At 72.5% G+C, this 21,245-nt stretch carries 17 protein-coding genes; 11 read left to right on the forward strand and 6 right to left on the reverse strand.

Going from position 1 to position 21,245, the window contains the following annotated elements; all coding sequences use genetic code 11:
- Window positions 1-9: 9 nt before the first annotated feature.
- Window positions 10-1,395, reverse strand: a complete 1,386-nt coding sequence (locus QPK52_RS24250) for a 3-oxoacyl-ACP reductase (RefSeq protein ID WP_410539580.1) — start codon at window positions 1,393-1,395, stop codon at window positions 10-12.
- 74 nt (window positions 1,396-1,469) lie between these two features.
- Between QPK52_RS24250 and QPK52_RS24255 the strand changes: the two genes are divergently transcribed.
- The 4 genes from QPK52_RS24255 to QPK52_RS24270 all read left to right on the forward strand — a co-directional run bounded on the left by QPK52_RS24255 (window position 1,470) and on the right by QPK52_RS24270 (window position 8,002).
- Window positions 1,470-2,786, forward strand: coding sequence for an acetyl-CoA C-acetyltransferase (locus tag QPK52_RS24255; protein ID WP_410539581.1), 1,317 nt, complete (start codon window positions 1,470-1,472; stop codon window positions 2,784-2,786).
- A gap of 163 nt (window positions 2,787-2,949) precedes the next feature.
- Window positions 2,950-4,869 (forward strand): AMP-dependent synthetase/ligase, encoded by a 1,920-nt coding sequence (locus tag QPK52_RS24260; RefSeq protein ID WP_410539582.1) that lies wholly within the window; start codon window positions 2,950-2,952, stop codon window positions 4,867-4,869.
- 12 nt (window positions 4,870-4,881) lie between these two features.
- Window positions 4,882-6,705, forward strand: a complete 1,824-nt coding sequence (locus QPK52_RS24265) for a GMC oxidoreductase (RefSeq protein WP_410539583.1) — start codon at window positions 4,882-4,884, stop codon at window positions 6,703-6,705.
- A gap of 196 nt (window positions 6,706-6,901) precedes the next feature.
- Complete coding sequence (locus QPK52_RS24270) at window positions 6,902-8,002, forward strand: polysaccharide deacetylase family protein (protein ID WP_410539584.1); 1,101 nt, start codon at window positions 6,902-6,904, stop codon at window positions 8,000-8,002.
- Window positions 8,003-8,054: 52 nt separating this feature from the next.
- Here QPK52_RS24270 and QPK52_RS24275 read toward each other — a convergent pair whose 3' ends face one another.
- On the reverse strand, window positions 8,055-8,450 hold the full coding sequence (locus tag QPK52_RS24275; RefSeq protein ID WP_410539585.1) for a hypothetical protein: 396 nt from the start codon (window positions 8,448-8,450) through the stop codon (window positions 8,055-8,057).
- A gap of 67 nt (window positions 8,451-8,517) precedes the next feature.
- Complete coding sequence (locus QPK52_RS24280) at window positions 8,518-10,221, reverse strand: SpoIIE family protein phosphatase (RefSeq protein WP_410539586.1); 1,704 nt, start codon at window positions 10,219-10,221, stop codon at window positions 8,518-8,520.
- 450 nt (window positions 10,222-10,671) lie between these two features.
- Here QPK52_RS24280 and QPK52_RS24285 point away from each other — a divergent pair, with 450 nt between their 5' ends.
- The 3 genes from QPK52_RS24285 to QPK52_RS24295 all read left to right on the forward strand — a co-directional run bounded on the left by QPK52_RS24285 (window position 10,672) and on the right by QPK52_RS24295 (window position 13,303).
- Window positions 10,672-11,796, forward strand: coding sequence for a GDSL-type esterase/lipase family protein (locus QPK52_RS24285; RefSeq protein ID WP_410539587.1), 1,125 nt, complete (start codon window positions 10,672-10,674; stop codon window positions 11,794-11,796).
- Window positions 11,797-12,028: 232 nt separating this feature from the next.
- Window positions 12,029-12,262 carry a DUF397 domain-containing protein gene (locus QPK52_RS24290; protein WP_410539588.1) on the forward strand — a complete coding sequence of 78 codons (234 nt, stop codon included), beginning with the start codon at window positions 12,029-12,031 and terminating at the stop codon, window positions 12,260-12,262.
- A 135-nt stretch (window positions 12,263-12,397) separates the two neighbouring features.
- Window positions 12,398-13,303: a helix-turn-helix domain-containing protein gene (locus QPK52_RS24295; protein ID WP_410539589.1), complete on the forward strand. Its 906-nt coding sequence runs from the start codon at window positions 12,398-12,400 to the stop codon at window positions 13,301-13,303.
- 85 nt (window positions 13,304-13,388) lie between these two features.
- On the opposite strand, the gene QPK52_RS24300 is transcribed toward QPK52_RS24295, so the two are convergent.
- On the reverse strand, window positions 13,389-14,204 hold the full coding sequence (locus QPK52_RS24300) for an SAM-dependent methyltransferase (protein WP_410539590.1): 816 nt from the start codon (window positions 14,202-14,204) through the stop codon (window positions 13,389-13,391).
- A 185-nt stretch (window positions 14,205-14,389) separates the two neighbouring features.
- Complete coding sequence (locus QPK52_RS24305) at window positions 14,390-15,406, reverse strand: LacI family DNA-binding transcriptional regulator (RefSeq protein ID WP_410539591.1); 1,017 nt, start codon at window positions 15,404-15,406, stop codon at window positions 14,390-14,392.
- A 282-nt stretch (window positions 15,407-15,688) separates the two neighbouring features.
- On the opposite strand from QPK52_RS24305, the gene QPK52_RS24310 reads away from it, so the two are divergent.
- The 4 genes from QPK52_RS24310 to QPK52_RS24325 all read left to right on the forward strand — a co-directional run bounded on the left by QPK52_RS24310 (window position 15,689) and on the right by QPK52_RS24325 (window position 20,665).
- Window positions 15,689-16,987: an extracellular solute-binding protein gene (locus QPK52_RS24310; RefSeq protein ID WP_410539592.1), complete on the forward strand. Its 1,299-nt coding sequence runs from the start codon at window positions 15,689-15,691 to the stop codon at window positions 16,985-16,987.
- A 143-nt stretch (window positions 16,988-17,130) separates the two neighbouring features.
- Window positions 17,131-18,147, forward strand: a complete 1,017-nt coding sequence (locus QPK52_RS24315; RefSeq protein ID WP_410539593.1) for a carbohydrate ABC transporter permease — start codon at window positions 17,131-17,133, stop codon at window positions 18,145-18,147.
- An 18-nt stretch (window positions 18,148-18,165) separates the two neighbouring features.
- On the forward strand, window positions 18,166-19,092 hold the full coding sequence (locus tag QPK52_RS24320) for a carbohydrate ABC transporter permease (protein WP_410539594.1): 927 nt from the start codon (window positions 18,166-18,168) through the stop codon (window positions 19,090-19,092).
- 112 nt (window positions 19,093-19,204) lie between these two features.
- Window positions 19,205-20,665 (forward strand): GH1 family beta-glucosidase, encoded by a 1,461-nt coding sequence (locus QPK52_RS24325; protein ID WP_410539595.1) that lies wholly within the window; start codon window positions 19,205-19,207, stop codon window positions 20,663-20,665.
- 75 nt (window positions 20,666-20,740) lie between these two features.
- On the opposite strand, the gene QPK52_RS24330 is transcribed toward QPK52_RS24325, so the two are convergent.
- Complete coding sequence (locus QPK52_RS24330; protein WP_410539596.1) at window positions 20,741-21,178, reverse strand: DUF1992 domain-containing protein; 438 nt, start codon at window positions 21,176-21,178, stop codon at window positions 20,741-20,743.
- Window positions 21,179-21,245: the final 67 nt, after the last annotated feature.

Here is a 21,245-nt window from a genome sequence, read left to right on the forward strand (position 1 = left end):
TCACACCCCTCACGCTCCCAGCAGGGACTGGCCGCACACCCGCAGCACCTGGCCGCTGACCCCGCCGCTGCCGGGCGAGGCGAGATAGGCGACGGCCTCGGCCACGTCGACGGGCTGCCCGCCCTGCTTCATGCTGTTCATACGGCGGCCGGCCTCCCTCACGAACAGGGGCACCGCCGCCGTCATCCTCGTCTCGATGAAGCCCGGGGCCACCGCGTTGACGGTGACGCCGCGCTCGGCCACGACCGGTGCGAGGGCCTGGACCAGCCCGATCAGACCCGCCTTGCTCGCCGCGTAGTTGGTCTGCCCGACGTTGCCCGCGATGCCGCTGATGGAGGAGGTGCACACGATCCGGCCGCCCTCGCGCAGCACCGGCCTCCCCGAGTCCCCGGCCGCCAGCAGCCGTTCCGTCAGGCGCTCCACCGCGGTGAGGTTGACCGCGACCACCGAGTCCCACTTCGCGGCGTCCATCCGGCCCAGGGTCTTGTCACGGGTGATGCCCGCGTTGTGCACCACGACGTCCACGCCGCCGTGGCGGGCGCTCAGGTGCTCCGCCAGGGTGCCGTCGGCGCCGTCGGCGGTGATGTCCAGCTCCAGCGCGTCCCCGCCGACCCGCCCGGCCAGCTCGCGCAGTTCCCCGCCCTGGCCGGGCACGTCCAGGCAGACCACCGTCGCCCCGTCCCGGGCCAGGGTCTCGGCCACCACCGCGCCGATGCCGCGCGCCGCTCCGGTGACCACGGCCGTCCTCCCGTCCAGCGGGCGCTCCCAGTCGGCCGGTGCGGCGGTCCCCTTCACGGGCTGCCCGATCCGGACCACCTGGCCGGAGACGTAGGCCGAACGGGCCGAGAGCGCGAAGCGCAGCGTGGACTCCACCGCGTCCTCCGCCCCGGGCGCGACGAGCAGCAGATGCGCGGTCGCCCCGCGCCGCAGCTCCTTGCCGACCGAGCGCACGAAGCCCTCCAGCGCCCGCTGGGCGACGGCCTGCCGCACCCCGCCGGCCGCCTCGGGCGGGGTGCCGAGGACCACGACCCGGCCGCAGGGGGCCAGTGAACGGATCCGCGGGTGGAAGAAGTCGTGCAGGGCGCGCAGCCCGCCGCTGTCGGTGATGCCGGTGGCGTCGAAGACCAGTGCGGCGGTGGCGTTCCGGGAACCGGAGGGGCCGGAGGAGCCGGAGGAGTCCGCGGAGCCGCTCGCCGCGCCCGGCAGCGAGGCCACCAGCTCGCGCAGCGGCCCGGTCAGCCGGCCGCCCTCGGCGCCGTCCACGACCACCGGGCCGGACAGGACGGGACGGCCCGGGCGGTGGCGCTCCAGTATCTCCGGGCGCGGCAGGCCCAGGCGCCGGGCGAGGAGGGCGCCGGGTCCGGAAGCCGTCAGTTTCTGGTAGCGATCCACCATTGATTTCTCCTTACGCATGAGTAAGTTTACTCCGAAGTAAGTAGAGGGGTTTCCTACCACAAGGAGTGGTGGCCATGGCAACGGCCGTCCGCCGCGTCGCGATCGTCGGCAGCAACCGCATCCCCTTCGCCCGGGCGGACGGGCCCTACGCCACCGCCTCCAACCAGGAGATGCTCTGCGCCGCTCTGGCCGGTCTGGTCGAGCGCCACGGCCTGCGCGGCGAACTGCTGGGGGAGTTCGCCGCGGGCGCGGTCCTCAAGCACAGCCGGGACTTCAACCTCGCCCGGGAAGTGGTGCTCGGCAGCGCACTGGACCACCGCACCCCCGCGTACGACGTCCAGCAGGCGTGCGGAACGGGTCTGGAGACCGTCATCCTCGTCGCCAACAAGATCGCCCTGGGGCAGATCGAGTGCGGCGTCGCCGGCGGCGTGGACACCGCCAGCGACGCACCGCTGGGCGTCAACGACGATCTGCGGAAACTGCTGCTCAAGGCCCGCCGCGCCCGATCTCTGCCCCAGCGCCTCGGCGCCCTGGCCGGGCTGCGCCCCAGGCACGCCGTCCCCGACGTCCCCCGCAATGCCGAGCCGCGCACCGGCCTGTCGATGGGCGAGCACGCCGCCCGCACCGCCGCCGAGTGGGGCATCAGCCGTGCCGACCAGGACGCCCTGGCCGCCACCAGCCACCGGCGCCTGGCCGCCGCCTGGGACCGGGGCTTCCTCGACGACCTGGTCACCCCCTTCCGGGGCCTGGAGCGCGACCAGAACCTGCGCCCGGACAGCACGCCGGAGAAACTCGCCCGGCTCAGGACGGTGTTCGGCGAGGGCGAGGGGGCCACCATGACCGCCGGCAACTCCACCCCGCTGTCCGACGGAGCCTCCACCGTGCTGCTGGCGAGCGAGGAATGGGCCGCGCGGCGCGGTCTGCCGGTCCTGGCCTACCTCACCCACTCCCGCACCGCCGCCGTCGACTTCGTCGACGGCTCCGACGGGCTGCTCATGGCACCGGTGTACGCCGTGCCGAAGCTGCTCCGGGCCGCCGGGCTGAAGCTGGGCGACCTCGATCTGTACGAGATCCACGAGGCGTTCGCCTCCCAGGTCCTGGCCACCCTCGCCGCTTGGGAGGACGAGGAGTTCTGCACCCGCCGCCTGGGCCTGACCGGCCCGCTGGGCACCGTCGACCGCGACCGGCTCAACGTGGCCGGATCCTCCCTCGCGGCCGGGCACCCCTTCGCCGCCACCGGCGGCCGGATCGTGGGCACCCTCGCCAAGCTGCTCCACGAGAAGGCCGCCGAGCGCGGCGGGCCCGCCGACGGAGGGGAGCCGACCGTGCGCGGCCTGATATCGATCTGCGCCGCGGGCGGGCAGGGCGTGACCGCACTCCTCGAACGCTGACCGCCGGGCCCGTACGAGCCGCCGCCCGTACGGGCCCGCCCCTTTCCCGGCTCGACCCCGACGCCGCTCCCTGACCCCGCTCCCCGAAACGGAGCCGACCCGCACTTCCCACCCCCCACACCGGCCAGTGCAGTCCTCCCCACGCCGCGAACAGGAGCCGACCATGGGCGTACGCAAGGATCTGAAGAGGGCGAAGCAGCGCAGCGAACTCGCCGACCGTGTGACGGTGGAGCTGATCCGGGAAGGCGGCGCCGTACGCGAGGCGCGCTCCTCCTGGCGCACCCCGCCGCCCGCCGCCCGGGGCACCACCGCCGACATCCCCTTCACCGGCGCCGAACAGGACCCCGACGCGGTGGTGCTGCGCCGCCGGGAGGCAGGCCGGTGGGTCCCGGTCACCGCGGCGGCCTTCGCCCGTGAGGTGAACGCGGTCGCCAAGGGACTGATCGCCGCCGGGCTCCGGGCCGGCGACCGGGTCGCGCTGATGTCCCGGACCCGCTACGAGTGGGAGCTGTTCGACTTCGCCGTCTGGGCGGCCGGCGGGCAGAGCGTACCGGTCTACCCCACCTCCTCGGCCGGGCAGATCGAGTGGATCCTGCACGACTCCGGCGCCCGGTTCCTGATCGTGGAGACCGAGGAGAACGCCGTCACCGCCGCGGCCGCCTCTGTCTCCCTCCCCGAACCGCCGCGCACCTGGCGGATCGACGCCGGGGCCGTCGCCCAACTGTCCGATATGGGCGGGGAGGTGGGCGACGAGGAGGTGACCGAACGCCGCGCGGGCCTGACCTCCGACACCGTCGCCACCATCTGCTACACCTCCGGCACCACCGGCCGCCCCAAGGGTTGCGTGCTGACCCACGGCAACCTCCAGGCCGAGGCGTACAACACCGTGCAACTGCTGCACCCGGTCTTCGAGGCGGCCACCGGCCAGAAGGCATCCACCCTGCTCTTCCTGCCGCTGGCCCACATCCTGGGCCGCACCATCCAGATCGCCTGCCTCCAGGCGCGCATCGAACTCGGCCACTGGCCCAGCATCAAGCCCGACGAACTGCGGCCCGAACTCAAGCGGTTCCGCCCCACCTTCCTCGTCGGCGTGCCCTACCTCTTCGAGAAGATCCACGACACCGGGCGCGCCACGGCGGAGAGGATCGGCCGCGGTTCCTCCTTCGAGAGGGCCGACCGCATCGCCGTGCGCTACGGCGAGGCCTTCATGGACACCTTCCGCGGTGCCGGGACCGGCCCCGGCCTCAAGCTCTCCCTCGCCCGGGGCCTGTACGACCTGCTGGTGTACCGGCGCGTCCGCAAGGAGCTCGGCGGCAGACTCCACTACGCCATCAGCGGCGGCTCCCCCCTGGACCGCCGCCTCAACCTCTTCTTCGCCGCCTGCGGCATCATCGTCTACGAGGGCTACGGCCTCACCGAGACCACCGCCGCCGCCACCCTCGTCCCGCCCCTGGACCCGCGCCCGGGAAAGGTCGGACAGCCCATCCCCGGCACCGCCGTGCGCATCGCCGACGACGGCGAGGTGCTGATCAGGGGCAGTGTCGTCTTCACCTCCTACCGGAACAACCCGCAGGCCACCGCCCAGGCCCTGAGGGACGGCTGGCTCGCCACCGGAGACCTCGGCTCGCTGGACGAGGAGGGCTACCTCACCATCACCGGCCGCAAGAAGGACATCATCGTCACCTCCGGCGGCAAGAACGTCTCCCCGGCCGTGCTGGAGGACCGGCTGCGCAGCCGGCCGCCGATCGGGCAGTGCATGGTCGTCGGCGACGGACGCCCCTATGTGGCGGCGCTCATCACCCTCGAACCCGAATCTCTGGAGCACTGGCTGTCGGTGCGCAGGCGCCCCCTGGACACCCCCTTCGCCGAACTGGAGAAGGACCCCGAACTCCTCGCCGACGTCCAGCGCGCCGTGGACTACGCGAACGAGGCCGTCTCCCGGGCGGAGTCGATCCGCCGCTTCGCCCTGGTCGAGGGGGAGTTCACCGAGGAAAACGGCCTGCTGACACCGTCGCTGAAGGTCAAACGCCATGCCGTGGCCGCCGCCCACGCGGACCGGATCGACGCCCTCTACCGGAAGTGAGGGGGTACCGCCATGAGCGAGCACCACGTCGGACACCACAGCGGCCGGGGCGGTGACGACGACCGCGCGTACGACTACGACGTGATCGTGGTCGGTTCCGGTTTCGGCGGTTCGGTGGCCGCGCTGCGGCTGACCGAGAAGGGCTACCGGGTCGGGGTGCTGGAGGCGGGGCGGCGCTTCACCCGCCGGACGCTGCCGAAGAACTCCTGGGACCTGCGGAACTACCTGTGGGCCCCGGCGCTGGGCCTGTACGGCATCCAGCGCATCCACCTGATGGACAAGGTGATGATCCTGGCCGGCGCGGGGGTGGGCGGCGGTTCGCTGAACTACGCCAACACCCTCTACGTGCCGCCGCCGGCCTTCTTCACCGACCGCCAGTGGGGCCGCATCACCGACTGGCAGGAGGAGCTGAAGCCGTACTACGACCAGGCGAAGCGGATGCTGGGAGTGCGGCTGAACCCCACCAAGACCGACGCCGACACCCATCTGGAGAACGTCGCCAGGCGGATGGGCGTGGGCGACACCTTCCGGCTCACTCCGGTGGGCGTCTTCTTCGGCGACGGCGAGGACGCCCGGGGCGAGGTGAAGGCCGCCCCGGGCGCGGAGGCGCCCGACCCCTACTTCGGCGGCGCGGGCCCCTCCCGTACCGCCTGCCTGGGATGCGGCTCCTGCATGACCGGCTGCCGGCACGGGGCCAAGAACTCCCTCACCGAGAACTACCTGTACCTCGCCGAGAAGGCGGGCGCGGTCATCCACCCGATGACCACCGTCACCGAGGTGGCCGAGGACGGCACCGGGGGCTTCACCGTCACCACCGTCCCCACCGCCGGGCGCCGCAGGAGAAGACGTACCGTGCTGCGCTGCCACCGGGTCGTCCTGGCCGCCGGCACCTACGGCACCCAGACGCTGCTGCACCGGATGCGCGACGAGGGCGTCCTGCCGCGCATCTCCCCGAGGCTGGGCGAGCTGACCCGCACCAACTCCGAGGCACTGGTCGGCGCGATGACCTTCCCCCGCCGCTACCGGAAGAAGCACGGGCCGGACGCGGAGCCGGACTTCACCAGGGGGGTGGCCATCACCTCCTCCATCCACCCGAACGACAACACCCACATCGAGAACGTCCGCTACGGCAAGGGCTCCAACCTCATGGCCCTGCTCTGCGTGCCGCAGTACCGCAGGGACGGCCCGCTGCCCGGATGGCTCGCCGCGGCCCTCCAGTTCCTGCGGCACCCGGTCCTGGTGGCGCGCACCGCCACCACCTACCGGTGGTCGGAGCGGACGATCATCGGTCTGGTGATGCAGTCCCTGGACAACTCCCTGACCACCTACCGCAAGCCCAAGGGGCTGGGCAAGGGCCTGCTGACGGCGAAGCAGGGCCACGGCGCGCCCAACCCGGACCACATCCCCGAGGGCGCCGAGGCGGTCAGACTGCTGGCGGAGGAGATCAACGGCTTCCCGGGCACGAACGTCGGCGAGCTGATGGGCAAACCGCTGACCGCGCACTTCCTGGGCGGCTGCCCGATCGGCGCCTCGCCCGAGGAGGGCGTCATCGACCCCTACCACCGGCTCTACGGCCACCCGGGCATCTCGGTCGTGGACGGCTCGGCCGTCTCCGCCAACCTCGGCGTCAACCCGTCGCTGACCATCACCGCCCAGGCGGAGCGGGCGATGTCCCTGTGGCCCAACAAGGGCGAGGCCGACCCCCGCCCCGAGCAGGGCGCCGACTACGTACGGGTGAGGCCGGTGGCGCCCCGCAGCCCCGCCGTCCCCGCACACGCCCACGCGGCGCTGATCCTGCCCGTGCCGCCGGTCCCGCCGGTCCCGCCCCGGGAGTGAACCGCACGGGCCGAACCCGCCCGGAACCCGTCCGGGACCCGCCGGTGCGGCGGGCCCCGGACGGGTGACGGCCGAACGGCCCACCCCCCACCGATCGGCCGAGCGTGACAGGAGAAGAACGCACCGCTACCGGAGTCTGGGGGAGACGGCCCGGCGAACGGCCGGACGTCACCCTTCCCGACACCCGGAGGGCACCATGCGCCACATCATCCGAGGTGACCGCGCGGCGCTGGCCGCGATCGCCGTAGTCCTCGCCGGCTGCTCCGCGACAGCCGGCTCCCAGACCCCCGCGACATCCGACGACCAGGCGCCCAGGGCACCGCGGAGCGAGCAGCGGGACTCCCACCAGAACCCGCAGGGGGACAGAACCGCGAAGACGCGGGGCGATGCCGGGGGCGGCTCCGGGAAGGCCGACCCGGCGGCGGTACGGGCCAACGAACTGGGCGCCGTACCGGTGCTGATGTACCACCGGATCATGGACGAACCCGCGAGCATCGACGACCGCACCCCCCAGGAGTTCCGCGCCGAACTGGAGCGGCTGGCGCGGGAGGGCTACGTACCGGTCACCGCACGGGAGTTCACCAGTGGCGAGATGAACATACCCGCCGGAACGCACCCGGTGGTGCTCACCTTCGACGACTCGACCCCCAGCCAGTTCCGGCTCGGCGCGGACGGCCGCCCCGACCCCGGCACCGCGGTGGGCATCCTCCTGGAGGTGGCCGAGCGCCACCCGGGCTTCCGGCCCGTGGCGACCTTCTTCGTCAACGCCGACCCGTTCGGCGAACCCGGCGGCCGCAAGACGCTGAAGTGGCTGGACGACCACGGGTTCGAGGTCGGCAACCACACCCTGAAGCACAGCGTCCTGGAGGACGCCGACGACGCGATGGTCCAGTGGGACATCGCCTCCAACCAGTGGCTGATCGACAAGGCGCTGCCCGACTCGCCGGTGGTGTCGATGGCGCTTCCCTACGGCTCCATGCCCCGCAACCGGCAGCTCGCCCTCACCGGCGAGTACGGCGGCGTGCGCTACCGCCACCAGGGCGTCTACCTGGCCGGCGGCCGCCCCGCTCCCTCGCCCTACTCCGCCGACCTCGACCCCGGCGCCATCCCACGCATCCGTTCCCAGGAGGCCACCGCCGAGGAGGGGGCGTACAGCTCCTCGGCCTGGCTGGACAGGCTGGCCGACGGCACGGTCGAGCGCTACACCTCCGACGGCGACCCGGAGACGGTCAGCTTCCCCCGGGAGCAGGCGCACCGGCTCGCCTTCGACCACCGGGAGGCCGCACGGCCGTACTGACCGGCCGTCCCGGCACCGGCCGCACCAGCAGATCGCCGGGACGGGTCGTGCGCTACCCCGAGCGGGGGTGCGGCACGGCGACGACCTGGTCGTCGTCCTCGTAGACGATCCGCCCCGGGTCCGAGGACCGCAGGCACCGGTACTCGATGCCGTGCGCGGCGAGGATCTCCAGATAGCCGTCCACGCGCTCGATCAGGTGCCGGGCCGAGGACTTGAACCACGCCACCGCACCCGGGTTCACCGCGGGGTCGTAGACCGTGGGGTCGACGGAGGTGGGGTTGGTGTAGTTGGCGTCGTACCAGGCGTTGTTGATCCGCCGGAAGAGTTCCTGCCCGGCGGTCAGCCGGCCCTCCCGGGCCAGGTTGTTGACCAGTGCGAAGATCCCGGGGTGGATGTCCCGTCCACCCCGGTCCGCACCCTGGAAACGCACGTACCGCGCCTGCTCCACGCCGGCTCCCGCCCTTCTTCGGCCCGCCCGCACCCCCGCCCGCCCGCCGCCCCCCGGGGCGGGCGTCTCAGGAGACGGTGTGGGGGATGTCCTGCTCCGCCCAGACGACCTTCCCACCGGGCGTGCGGCACGAACCCCAGTTGCGGCTGAGCATGTTGACCAGCTGCAGGCCGCGCCCGCCCTCGTCGCTGAGCTCCGCGTGCTGGATCTGGGGCAGGTCGGGGCCGGTGTCGGAGACCTCCAGCGTCAGCCTCTCGTGTCGCATCAGACGCAGCTGCCCGGGCCCGCCGCCGTACCGCAGGGCGTTGCCGACCAGCTCGCTGACGACCAGTTCGGCCACGTCGGAGAGCTCCTCCAGGCCCCAGCGGGCGAGCCGTTCGGTGACCAGCGAGCGGGCCACGGAGGCGGCGGTGCCGTCCGGCGGCAGCGGCCACACGCACAGATCGGTGCCCGGCGGCAGCTTGCCGCCGGCGGCCACCAGCAGGACGGACTCGTCCAGGCGCTCCGCGCCCCCCGGCGCGATCCCGTCCGGGTTCCGGTGCTCCAGCAGCCGGTCCACCAGCTCCGGAGCGGTCTTCGCCAGCAGCCGCAGCTGTACGTCGATGTCCCCCCGGCGCGTCTTGACCAGACCGTCGGTGTACAGCACCAGGCGGCTCCCGGCCGGCACCGGCACGGTGGTGGCGTCATAGGGGATCACCCCGGCGCCCAGCGGAGCCCCGGCGGGCACCTCGACCCGCGAGACGGTCCCGTCGGCGTCCACCAGCAGCGGCGGCATGTGCCCGGCGCCGGCGATGGTGCAGCTCGCGGTGGCCGGGTCGTAGACGGCGCACAGACAGGTGGCGACCTGGTCGTCCTCCAGGTCGCGGGCGGCCAGGTCCAGCCGGGCCAGTACGCGGTCGGGGGCGGTGTCCAGGGCCAGCAGCGTACGGCCGACCGTGCGCAGCCGCCCCATCGTGGCCGCCGCGGGCACCCCGTGACCCATGACGTCCCCCACCACCAGGGCCGTCCGGCCGCCGGGCAGTGCGACCACGTCGAACCAGTCGCCGCCGACTCCGCTGGGGTCCAGGCTCGGCGTGTAGTGGGTGAGGACCTCCAGGCCCGGTGTGTTCGGCGTGGCGCGGGGCAGCAGGCTGCGCTGGAGGGAGAGGACGTGCTCGCGCTCGCGTCCGTAGAGGCGGGCGTTGTCGATGAAGACCGCCGCCTTGGAGGCCAGCTCCATCGCCAGCTCGACGTCGGCGCGGGTGAACGGAGGGCTGCCGGGGCCGCGGATGAAGTCGGCGACCCCGAGCAGCACACCGCGGGCGGTCAGCGGCACGGCCATGTAGCTGTGCACCCCCGCCTGGCGCAGCTTGGCCGCCGCGCTGGGCGTCGGGGCCACCCGCACGTAGTCGTCGCGCCTCATCCGGCTGAGCAGGACCGGCTCCTGGGCCCGCAGGCAGTGGACCGAGAGCAGCGTCTGGGGGTGGACGGAGAGCTCGCCGGGCTCGTCCGGTTCCAGATCCTCCATCTCGACGATCGAGGACACCGCGACGGCCCGGGTGACCGGCGGCTCCGCGCCCTTCCACCGCTCGCCGCCCCCGCCGCGCAGCACCGACTCCAGCAGGTCGACGGCCGCGCCGTCGGCCAGCCGTGGTACGGCGAAGTCGGCCAGCTCCTGCGCGGTCCGCTCCAGGTCGAGGGTGGTACCGATCATGGTGCTCGCCTGGTTGAGCCAGGCCAGGCGGCTGCGGGAGGCGCGGGGACGGGCCAGGGCGGCGGTCGCGCGGTGCATGCGCACGGGCGTCCGGCCGCTCCGCACGGGCCGATGCCGCCGGTGGCCACCGCTGCCGTTCGCTGTCACGACTCTCCCCACTCGCACCCCGCCACTGGTGCCTCAAGGGTCTTCCGGGCCGTGGGCGGCGGCTCGTCGGGAAGAGGTGCGCTGGACTGAACGGAGGTATCTGTTCCGCTTCCGTCGGCCCGCACCGAGGCTCAGCGACCGTTGACGGGTGCCGATCATCGCACACGGTCGTCGGCCGCGAACCCCTTTCCGGGAGTTCCGGGAGTTCCGGGCCCTTCCGCGGAGGGACCGCCGCCCTGCCTTTCGAGGGTAGGGCAACGACCCTCGGGGCGCTCCCGGAGGCGGGGGAGGGGTTTCCGGAGCCCGGCTCCTTGACGCGCCGTCGGCGCGATGGCTTGATGATTCTGATGGGAGCGCTCCCATAGCGTCGGAAGGACGAGCATGCGCAGCAGACACCTCTTACGGGCGGCCCTGACCGCCCTGGCAGTGCTTCTGGGGTTCCTCGGGCCCCTCGGGCCGGGCGCCGCGACCGCGGCCCCGGCGGCCGCCGCGGAGCCGGTGCGGATCATGCCGCTGGGCGACTCCATCACCGGCTCGCCGGGATGCTGGCGCTCGCTGCTGTGGAACCGCCTCCGGGACGCGGGCCACACGGACGTCGACTTCGTCGGAACACTCGGCCCCCAGGGGTGCGGGCAGCCCCACGACGGCGACAACGAAGGGCACGGCGGCGCGCTGGTGACCGATGTGGCGAGCCGGAACCTGCTGCCGGGCTGGCTGTCCGCCACTCGGCCGGACATCGTTGTCATGCACTTCGGGACCAACGACGTCTGGAGCAACCGCTCGCCGGACGCCGTCCTCGCCGCCTACGGCACCCTGGTGGACCAGATGCGGGCGAGCAATCCGGGCATGAAGGTCCTCGTCGCGCAGATCATCCCGATGAACCCCGCCACCTGCGGCGAGTGCGCCCGGCGCGTCGTGGCGCTCAACGAGCGGATCCCGGACTGGGCCCGGTCCAAGAGCACCCCCGGCTCGCCGGTGATCGCGGTCGACCAGTGGACGGGCTTCAGCACCGCGAGCGACACCTACGACGGCGTGCACCCCAACGCCTCGGGGGACGAGAAGATCGCCGCCCGCTGGTTCCCGGCCCTGACCGGCCTGCTGGCGGGGGACGGTCCCGGAGAGCCCGGAGAGCCCGGAGAGCCCGGAGAGCCCGGAGAGCCCGGAGAGCCCGGCGACCCGGACGACCCCGGCCGGGACGAGGCCGTGTGCAGCGCCTCGTTCCGTGTGGCGTCGAGCTGGCAGGGCGGCTACCAGGGCGAGGTGACGGTGAGCAACACCGGGACCGGGCCGATCTCCGGCTGGACGGTCCGGATCGCCCTGGACGGGGGCGGCCGGATCACCCAGGCGTGGAACGGAGTCCTCGAAGCCGGCGCGGACGGCTCCGTCACCGTGCGCAACGCCGCCTGGAACGGGACGGTACCCGCCGGGGGCGGTGTGTCGTTCGGTTTCGTGGCGTCCGCCGGCTCCGCCCCGGCGGCCGTCGCCTGCGCCGCCACCGCGGGCTGACCACCGCCGGTCCGCACGGACCGCCGGATCCGCGCGGACCGGCGTCTGTCGGAGAACCCGGCGCGGGGACCGGCCTGTCGGGGCTACTATCCTCGACTGTCACACGGCGCTGCAATTACATCTGCGCTTGCAGGTGTAATTGCAGCGCCGCCGACGCCGATACGCGGAGCAACGGAACGTCATGGACCGCGGCCCGGCCCGAGGGCGCGGCCGCGGCCAGTGAGGGGCGACAATGCAGCAGACCGTCAACGGCATGCCGGCCGCGGAGCTCGAGGGCGCGGCGTGGCGCAAGAGCCGCCGCAGCAGCATGGGCAACTGCGTCGAACTCGCCCCGCTGCCGGACGGCGCGGTGGCCGTGCGCAACTCCCGTCACCCCGACGGCCCCGCCCTCGTCTACACCCGCGACGAGATGGCGGCTTTTCTCCAGGGCGCCAAGGACGGCGAGTTCGACGACATGGTCGGCTGAGCCGCGGCCGGGCGGGGGCCTGAGGGAGGGCTTCCGCGGGATCGGCCGAACCGGCGGTCGCCGGGGGCGCTGCTGTACGGCGCGGCGTCGGCGGTGGCACACTGAGTGTCTGTCCCTTCACTCAGGAGAGCACGCATGGCCGCCGAACCGAGCCGCTCCTTGTCGATAAAGCGCTATATCGAACATCCCAAGGGCAGTCCCACGGTGCTGCGCCTGGTGGTCGGCTCCCAGCTGCGGCGGCTGCGCAAGGAGTGCGGCATCGACCTGGAGGAGGCGGCCAAGGCGATCCGCGGCTCCACCGCCAAGGTCAGCCGGCTGGAGCGGGGCCAGGGCGCGTGCAAGGAGCGCGACGTCGCGGACCTGCTCACACTCTACGGGGTGCTGGACGAGGACGAGCGGGCGGACTTCCTCGCCCTGACCCGGCAGACCAACACCCGCGGATGGTGGCACCGCTACAGCGACGTCCTCCCCGAGTGGTTCGAGCGGCACCTCGGCCTGGAGGAGGCCGCCGCGGTCATCCGCACCTACGAGGTGCAGTTCATCCCGGGCCTGCTGCAGACGGAGGAGTACGCCCGCGCGGTGACCCACCTGTGCCACCCCCACGCCTCCGTCCAGGAGAACGACCGGCGGGTCCGGCTGCGCATGGAGCGGCAGGCGCTGCTCACCCGGCCGGACGCCCCGCGCCTGTGGGCGGTCCTGGACGAGGCCGCCCTGCGGCGCCCGCTCGGCGACACCGAGGTGATGCGCGGTCAGCTCCGCCGTCTGGTCGAGGCGGCTCGGCGGCCGAACGTCACGCTGCAGGTCGCGCCGTTCGAGACCGGTGGCCTGGCCGCGGTGGGCGGCCCGGTGACGATACTGCGCTTCCCCGAGCCGGACCTGCCCGACATCGTCTATCTGGAGCAGCTGACCAGCGCGCTCTACCTGGACAAGGAGGAGGACGTCGACCACTACCTGTCCATCATGGACCGGCTGTGCGCGGTCGCCGAGACCCCCGCGGACAGCGTGGCCTTCCTGGAGGAGCTCCTGGAGCGGCTCGGCTGAGCACGGGGGCGGGAACGCCCGTTCATGCGTGTGGGGCCGCACTCCCAGAAGTGCGGCCCCACACACATGAACGGACGGCGGAGTCTCAGGGCTTGCGGGCGACGCCCCCGAACTCCTGCCACTCCCAGGTGCGCTGCTTGGGGCCCACGTCCGAGTCCGGCCGCCAGGTGGAGACCTCCACCAGACCGGGCTCGAGGATCTCCAGCCCCTCGAAGAACCGCTCGACCTCCTGCGGCTCCCTGACCCTGCCCCAGTTGCCCCCGGTGCTCCTGTCCATGAACTCGGTCACGGACCTGCGCGTCTCGGCGTCCTCGCTGACCAGTTGGCAGATCACGAAGAAGCTCCCCGGCGCCAGCCGGTCGGCCACGCGCTTGACCACGCCGGCCGGGTCGGCGGAGTCGGGAACGCAGTGGAAGACGGAGTTGAAAAGGGCGGCGACGGGCCGGTCGTAGTCGATCAGCCGGACGGTGTCCGGGTGGTCCATGATGCCGTCGGTGTCGCACATGTCCGCCTGTATGACGGTGGTGTTCTCGTTCTCCGCCAGCAGGGCGCGGCCGTGGGCCAGCACGATCGGGTCGTTGTCGACGTAGACCACGCGCGCTTCGGGGTCCACCCGCTGCGCGATCTGGTGGACGTTCTCCTGGGTCGGCAGGCCGGAGCCGTGGTCTATGAACTGGCGGATCCCGTACTCCTGCGCCAGGACGCGCACCACGCGCTGCAGGAAGCGGCGGTTGTTGAGCGCCAGCGCCTGGGTGCTGGGGACGACCTCCAGGAGCTTCTCGGCCGCCTCCCGGTCGACGGCGTAGTTGTTCTTGCCCCCCAGGTAGTAGTCGTACATGCGCGCGGCAGTGGGGACGGTGACGTCGATCTTGCTGGTGAGGGGTTCCCTGGACTGGTTCATCCGGGCCTTCACAACCTTCCGCGTGGGGGACGTGTCGGGACAGGGCGGCACCCGCCGAGTGGGGCAACCATGCTGCCAGGTGCGGTCTCCCCGCGCTGCGGAAAGCGAACACCGGCCGGACGCCTTCCGCGGCGCGCTCCGGGAGACCGGCCGGCGGCGGCTCCCGCCGCCGTGTGCGGACGGCGTCAGGTGGAGTCGCGGACGACGAGCGAGGTGGGGAGCACCACGTGCTGCCGCACGCCGCCGGGCTCGCCGATCTCCCGCAGCAGCAGTTCGGTGATCGTCCGCCCGATCTCCTCCACGGGCTGCCGCACGGTGGTCAGCGGCGGGTCGGTGTGCCGGGCGACGATCGAGTCGTCGAAGCCCACCACCGCCACGTCGTCCGGCACCCGCCGCCCCCGGCGGCGCAGTTCGGCCAGGGCGCCCGCCGCCATCACGTCCGAGGCGGCGAAGACCGCGTCCAGACGGGGGCGGCGCTCCAGCAGCCCGCGCATGGCGCGGCGTCCGCCCTCCTCCGTGAAGTCGGCGGGGGCGACCAGTTCGCCGCACGCCTCCCGCCCGGCCTCGCCCAGCGCGTCCCGCCAGCCCCGCAGGCGGCTGTCGGCGACGTCCATGTCCACCGGGCCGGTGATGGTCGCGATCTCGCGCCGCCCGCGTTCGACGAGGTGGCGCACCGCGTCGCGCGCGCCGCCGATGTTGTCCGAGTGCACGTGGTTCAGCGACTCGGCAGGGGAGCGGCGCCCGGCCAGGACGGTCGGCAGCCCGAGCTCCTCCAGCAGGCCGGGCAGGGGATCGTCGCGGTGCACCGAGACCAGCAGCACGCCGTCCACCCGGCGCGCGGTGAGGAAGCGGGTGAGCTGGTCCATCTCCCGCTGGTCGCGGACGAGGGTGAGCAGCAGCTGGATCTGGGTGCCGGCCAGGCCGTTGCTCACCCCGCGGATCACGGCAGAGAAGTAGGGCTCCGACCCCAGCCGGCTCTCCGACTCCGGTATGACCAGGGCGATGGAGTCGGTCCTGCTGGTGACCAGCGACCGCGCCACGGAGTTGGGCACGTAGCCCAGTTCGGTTATCGCCGTCTGCACCGCCCGCCTGGCCTCGTCGCTGACCAGGGGGGAGCCGTTGAGGACCCGTGAGACGGTGGTGCGGCCCACTCCGGCCCGGGCGGCCACGGTCTTGATGGTCGGCCGCCGAGTGGCCCCCATGGCGTACCCGCCTCCTCTGTCTCCGTCGCGCCGCACACGGCGTTCACCAGCGCATTGTGTCAGACGGCCGTGCGGCGACCGGTGTGGCGCCGGTGCTCGCGGAAGCCTCGGCGGGCAACGGATCCGGCGCTCGTCCTTGACAGCGGCCGTTCCTGGAGACAGTCTTCCACAACCTGATGGGAACGCTCCCACCCTCGAATGGGAACGATTCCACCCGCCGGGCCCGTGCGGCCCGCCGGGACCGCACCGCGGTGATCCGTCGCCGCCCGCAAGGAGGACGCCATGGGCAGTGCCCGCAAGCTGTTCGGTACAAGAGTCGTGGCCGTCGCGTCGGCCGCCGCCCTCGCGCTCGTGGCGGGCTGCTCGGGCGGCGGCGACAGCGGCGGAAAGACCGAGGACGGCAAGACCGTCATCACCATGGGGCTGTTCGGCGTCATGGGCATCAAGGAGACCGGCCTCCTCGAGAAGTACATGGAGGAGAATCCGGACATCGTCATCAAGGCCGAGATCGCCGGCGACGAGCAGACGTACTACACGGCGCTGCAGACCCGGCTGGCCGCCGGCAGCGGGCTCAAGGACATCCAGGGCATAGAGATCGGCCGCGCCAAGGAACTCGCCGACACCCGGGCCGACAAGTTCGCCGACCTCTCCGGAGTCCCGGACACCGACCACTTCCTGCCCTGGAAGCAGAGCCAGGTCACCACCGGCGACGGCAGGGTGATCGGGCTGGGCACGGACATCGGCCCGATGGCGGTCTGCTACCGCAAGGACATGTTCGAGAAGGCGGGCCTGCCCACCGACCGCGAGGAGGTCGCCGAACTCTGGGACGGCGACTGGGCGAAGTACGTCGAGGTCGGCAAGGACTTCAAGGACGGCTTCAAGGGCGACGCCGCCTACATGGACAGCGCCAGCGGCCTGTTCAACGCCATGATCTACGGCAGCTCCGAGCAGTTCTACGACAGGAACGGCGAGCTGATCTACCAGGACAACCCGGTCATCAAGGACGCCTGGGAGCTGGCCACCGGGGCGGCCAGGGACGGCCTGACGGCCAAACTCCGCCAGTTCCAGCCCGGTTGGGACCCGGGCCTGGCCAACAGCAGCTTCGCCACCGCCGTCTGCCCGGCGTGGATGCTCGCGCACATCAGCGAGAAGGCCGGCGAGGCCAACAAGGGCAAGTGGGACGTCGCCAAGGCCCCCAAGGGCGCCAACTGGGGCGGCTCCTTCCTCGGGGTCATGGAGGACAGCCCGGTGAAGGAGGAGGCCAAGAAGCTGGTGGCCTGGCTGACCGCGCCGGAGCAGCAGGAGCACATCTTCAAGGAGATCGGCAACTTCCCCTCCTCCGCGAAGGCACTGGAGGCACCGGCGGTGACCGGGGCGAAGTCGGAGTACTTCGGCAACGCCCCGATCGGCGAGGTCTTCGGCGCCGCGGCCCAGGACATCCCCGACGAGCAGGTGCTCGGCCCCAAGGACGGCACCATCAAGGACACCTTCTCCCAGGGGCTCCAGCTCGTGGAGCAGGGCAAGAGCCCGGCCGAGGCGTGGAAGACCACCGACGAGCGCATCAGGAAGGCCGTCGACTGACCCGGCCCGCCCGTCCGTGAGGTCCCCGGCGGCCACCGCCTCCCCGCGCGGCCGCCGGGGGCCCTTCGACACCTCCCCACCGTCCCTGCAGTCCTTGCCGTCCTCACCGTCTCCCACCACGCACCCCCAGGAAGGAAGCCCCCGTGGCCACCTCCACCTCGGCATCCGGTCTCGGCGGGCCGCAGAGCGGACCAGCCGGCCCCACCAAGGAGAGCCCCGACGACCGGAACGGGGCACGCCCCCGGCAGCCGTGGGGCACCCTCCTGCACCGCTTCGACATCAAGGCGGCGCCCTACGCGTTCGTCGCCCCCTTCTTCGTCGTCTTCGGAGCCTTCAGCCTCTACCCGCTGCTCTACACGGCCTGGATCTCCCTCCACGACGTGGAGCTGGCGACCATGGACATCATGGAGTGGGAGGGCTTCGGGAACTACTCGCAGCTCTGGCAGGACGAACGCTTCTGGAACGCGCTGGCGAACACCTTCACCATCGGCGTGATCTCCACCGTTCCGCAGCTGCTGATGGCCCTCGGCCTGGCACACCTGCTGAACTACAGACTGAAGGGCTCGGCGTTCTTCCGGGTCGCGGCCCTGACGCCCTACGCCACCTCGATCGGCGCCGCCGCGCTGGTGTTCACCATGCTCTTCGAGCGCGACTTCGGAATGATCAACTGGTTCCTGAGCCTGTTCGGAGTCGACAACGTCGACTGGGAGAACAGCAAGTGGCCCGCCCAGTTCGCGATCTCCTCCATCGTGATCTGGCGCTGGACCGGCTACAACGCCCTGCTGTACCTGGCCGCGATGCAGGCCATCCCGCAGGAGCGGTACGAGGCGGCGGCCATCGACGGCGCCTCGCGCTGGCAGCAGTTCACCAAGGTCACCATCCCGGGCATCCGCTCCACGATCGTCTTCACCATCGTGCTGTCCACCATCGGGGCCACCCAGCTCTTCGGCGAGCCGCTGATCTTCGGCCAGGGACCGAACGGCGTCAGCGGCGGAGCGGACAACCAGTACCAGACGCTCGGCCTGCTGCTGTACGAGGAGGGCTGGAAGAACTACGAGATGGGGCGGGCCGCCACGGTCGCCTGGGCGATGTTCCTCCTGCTCATCCTCGCCTTCGTCCTGCAGCGCGTCGTGAAGCGCGTCAAGTCCCGTACGTCCTGACCAGGGAGCGGCAATCCCATGACCACCGACACCGCCCGCCCCCGCGCGGACGTACCCGAGCCGTTCGCGGACACCGTCGCGCCCACGAGCCGCCGGATCCGCATGTCCCTGCGCCCGAAGGCCGGACAGCAGCAGAAGGCCGGACCCGTGGCCTACGCACTGCTCGGCCTGGCCGCGCTGCTCTCCCTGTTCCCGCTGTACTGGACGATGGTGGCGGCCTCCACCGACAACACCCGGGTCTCCCAGACCCCGCCGCCGTTCCTCCCCGGCCCCAACCTGCTGAAGAACCTCTCGGCCGCGTGGGAGGACGCGGCGATGGGCACGGCACTGGTCAACAGCCTCATCGTCGCCATGACGATCGCCCTGTCCACCGTCCTCTTCGCCACCCTGGCCGGCTTCGCCTTCGCCAAGCTGCGCTTCCGCGGCCGCAACATCCTGCTGATGCTGGTCATCGGCACGATGATGGTGCCGCCCCAGCTGAGCGTGGTGCCGCTGTTCATGATGATGACCGAGCTGGGCTGGGGGCAGAGGCTGCCCGCCGTCATCTTCCCCACCCTGGTCAGCGCCGTCGGCGTGTTCTTCATGCGGCAGTACCTGGTGGAGGCGCTGCCCGACGAGCTCATCGAGGCCGGCCGCGTGGACGGCGCGCACAGCCTGCGGATCTTCTGGAGCATCGTCCTGCCGGTCGCCCGTCCGGCGATGGCGGTGGTCTTCATGATCACCTTCGTGCACGCCTGGAACGACTTCTTCTGGCCGTTCATCGTGCTCGACATGACCAACCCCACGATCCCCGTCGCACTGACCCAGCTCAGCGCCGGGTACGTGCGCGACCAGTCGCTCATCATGGCCGGCGCGCTGCTGGGCACCCTGCCGCTGCTGGCGATGTTCGTCGTCTTCGGCAAGCAGATCGTCGGCGGCATCATGCAGGGCGCGGTCAAGGGCTGACACCCCGCCCGGGAGACCCGGACACCCCTGCGGTCCCGCGGCCCCGGGCTCCTCCCGCCCCCGAACCCACCCCCCGACCCTCCCCCGACACCACCGATTCGGAAGGACCTTCGTGGCCACCGCATCCCGTACAGCCGAAACCGCCCCGGCGACCCGGAACGCCCGGGTGTTCCCGCCCGGCTTCCTGTGGGGCACCGCGACCGCCGCCTACCAGATCGAGGGCGCCGCCGCCGAGGGCGGCCGCACCCCCTCCATCTGGGACACCTTCTCCCACACCCCCGGCAGGACGCGCAACGGCGACACCGGCGACGTCGCCTGCGACCATTACCACCGCTGGCGCGAGGACCTGGCGATCATGGCCGACCTCGGCGTGGGCGCCTACCGCTTCTCCGTCTCCTGGCCGCGCGTCCAGCCCGGCGGCAGCGGCCCCGCCTCCCGCGAGGGACTGGACTTCTACAGCCGCCTGGTGGACGGGCTGCTGGCCAAGGGCATCCAGCCCGTCGTCACCCTCTACCACTGGGACCTGCCGCAGGAGCTGGAGGACGCGGGCGGCTGGCCGGAGCGCGCCACCGCCGAGCGGTTCGCGGAGTACGCCTCCCTGGTCGCCGGCGCGCTCGGCGACCGCGTGGAGCGCTGGACCACCCTCAACGAGCCCTGGTGCTCGGCCTTCCTCGGCTACGGCTCGGGCGTCCACGCCCCCGGCCGCACCGACCAGGCGGACGCGCTGCGCGCCGCCCACCACCTCAACCTCGCCCACGGACTGGGCACCCAGGCCCTGCGCGCCGCCCTCCCCGCCGGCGCGCAGACCTCCGTCACGCTCAACCTCCACCATGTGCGGCCCCTGACCGACGGCCCCGCCGACCTCGACGCCGCACGCCGTATCGACGGCGTCGCCAACCGGGTCTTCACCGGCCCCATGCTGCGCGGCGAGTACCCGGACGACGTCCTGCGCGACACCGCGCACCTGACGGACTGGAGCTTCGTCGAGGACGGCGACCTGGCGGACATCCACCAGCCGCTGGACTTCCTGGGCGTCAACTACTACAGCCCCACCCTCGTCTCCGCCGCCTCCGGCCCCGGCACCCACAACGCCGACGGGCACGGCGCGAGCGACCACAGCCCCTGGCCGGGCGGCGACGACGTGGCCTTCCACCGGACGCCGGGCGAGACCACCGCCATGGGCTGGACGATCGACCCGAGCGGGATGTACGACCTGCTGCTGCGGGTCCGGGACGACTTCCCCGGCGTGCCGGTGGTCATCACCGAGAACGGCGCCGCCTTCGACGACTACGTCGACCCCGAGGGCCGCGTCCTGGACCCGCAGCGGATCTCCTACCTCCACGGCCATCTGGCGGCGGTGCACCGGGCCATCGAGGCCGGGGCGGACGTGCGCGGCTACTTCCTGTGGTCCCTGCTGGACAACTTCGAGTGGGGGTACGGCTACAGCAAGCGCTTCGGCGCGGTGTACGTGGACTACGCCACCGGCAGGCGCATCCCCAAGGAGAGCGCCCGCTGGTACGCGAAGGTGGTCCGCGACGGCGCCCTGCCCCCGGAGCCCGGCGCGCGGGCCTGACCGCGCCCCGGAGCCCCGGCCGCGGGCCCGGCCCCGATCCGTCTGCCGGGCCCGCGGCCGGCCGTCCCCGCGAGGTCAGGCGGGGCGCCGCCCGCCGCCCCCGCGTCCCTCACGCTCCCCGCGCCCCTGACGCCACTCCCGTACGACCTCCTCGGCGTCGAAGGGCTCCAGGCCCAGCGGAGGCCCGGGCGGCGGCATCCGCAGCGCCGCGCGGATCCTCCCGTTGATCCCCGCCACGATCCGCCGCACCTCCGGCTCCGAGCGGGCCCGGCGGGCGGCGGCCAGGGCGTCCTCGGCCTCCTTGCGCAGGGCGAGGGCGGGCGGCAGGTAGGACAGCCCCTCGCGGCTCATCTTCTTCCTGACCCACCACAGGTCGTCGTAGGGCTGGTCCAGATCGGGCAGCGGCCTGCCCATGCCCGGCAGCCCGTCGAACTCGCCGCGTTCGGCCGCCTCGCGGATCTGCCGGTCGGCCCACGTCTCGAAGCCGACGCCGGGCGGTTTGCGTTCGGTCACGGTGCGCTCCTCCCCGTGGGACGGCGGCGAAGGCGGGCTTCCGCGAAGCCGTGCTCGCAAGGCCCAG

This window comes from Streptomyces sp. KL2 (assembly GCF_046529545.1).
Lineage (GTDB): Bacteria > Actinomycetota > Actinomycetes > Streptomycetales > Streptomycetaceae > Streptomyces > Streptomyces radiopugnans.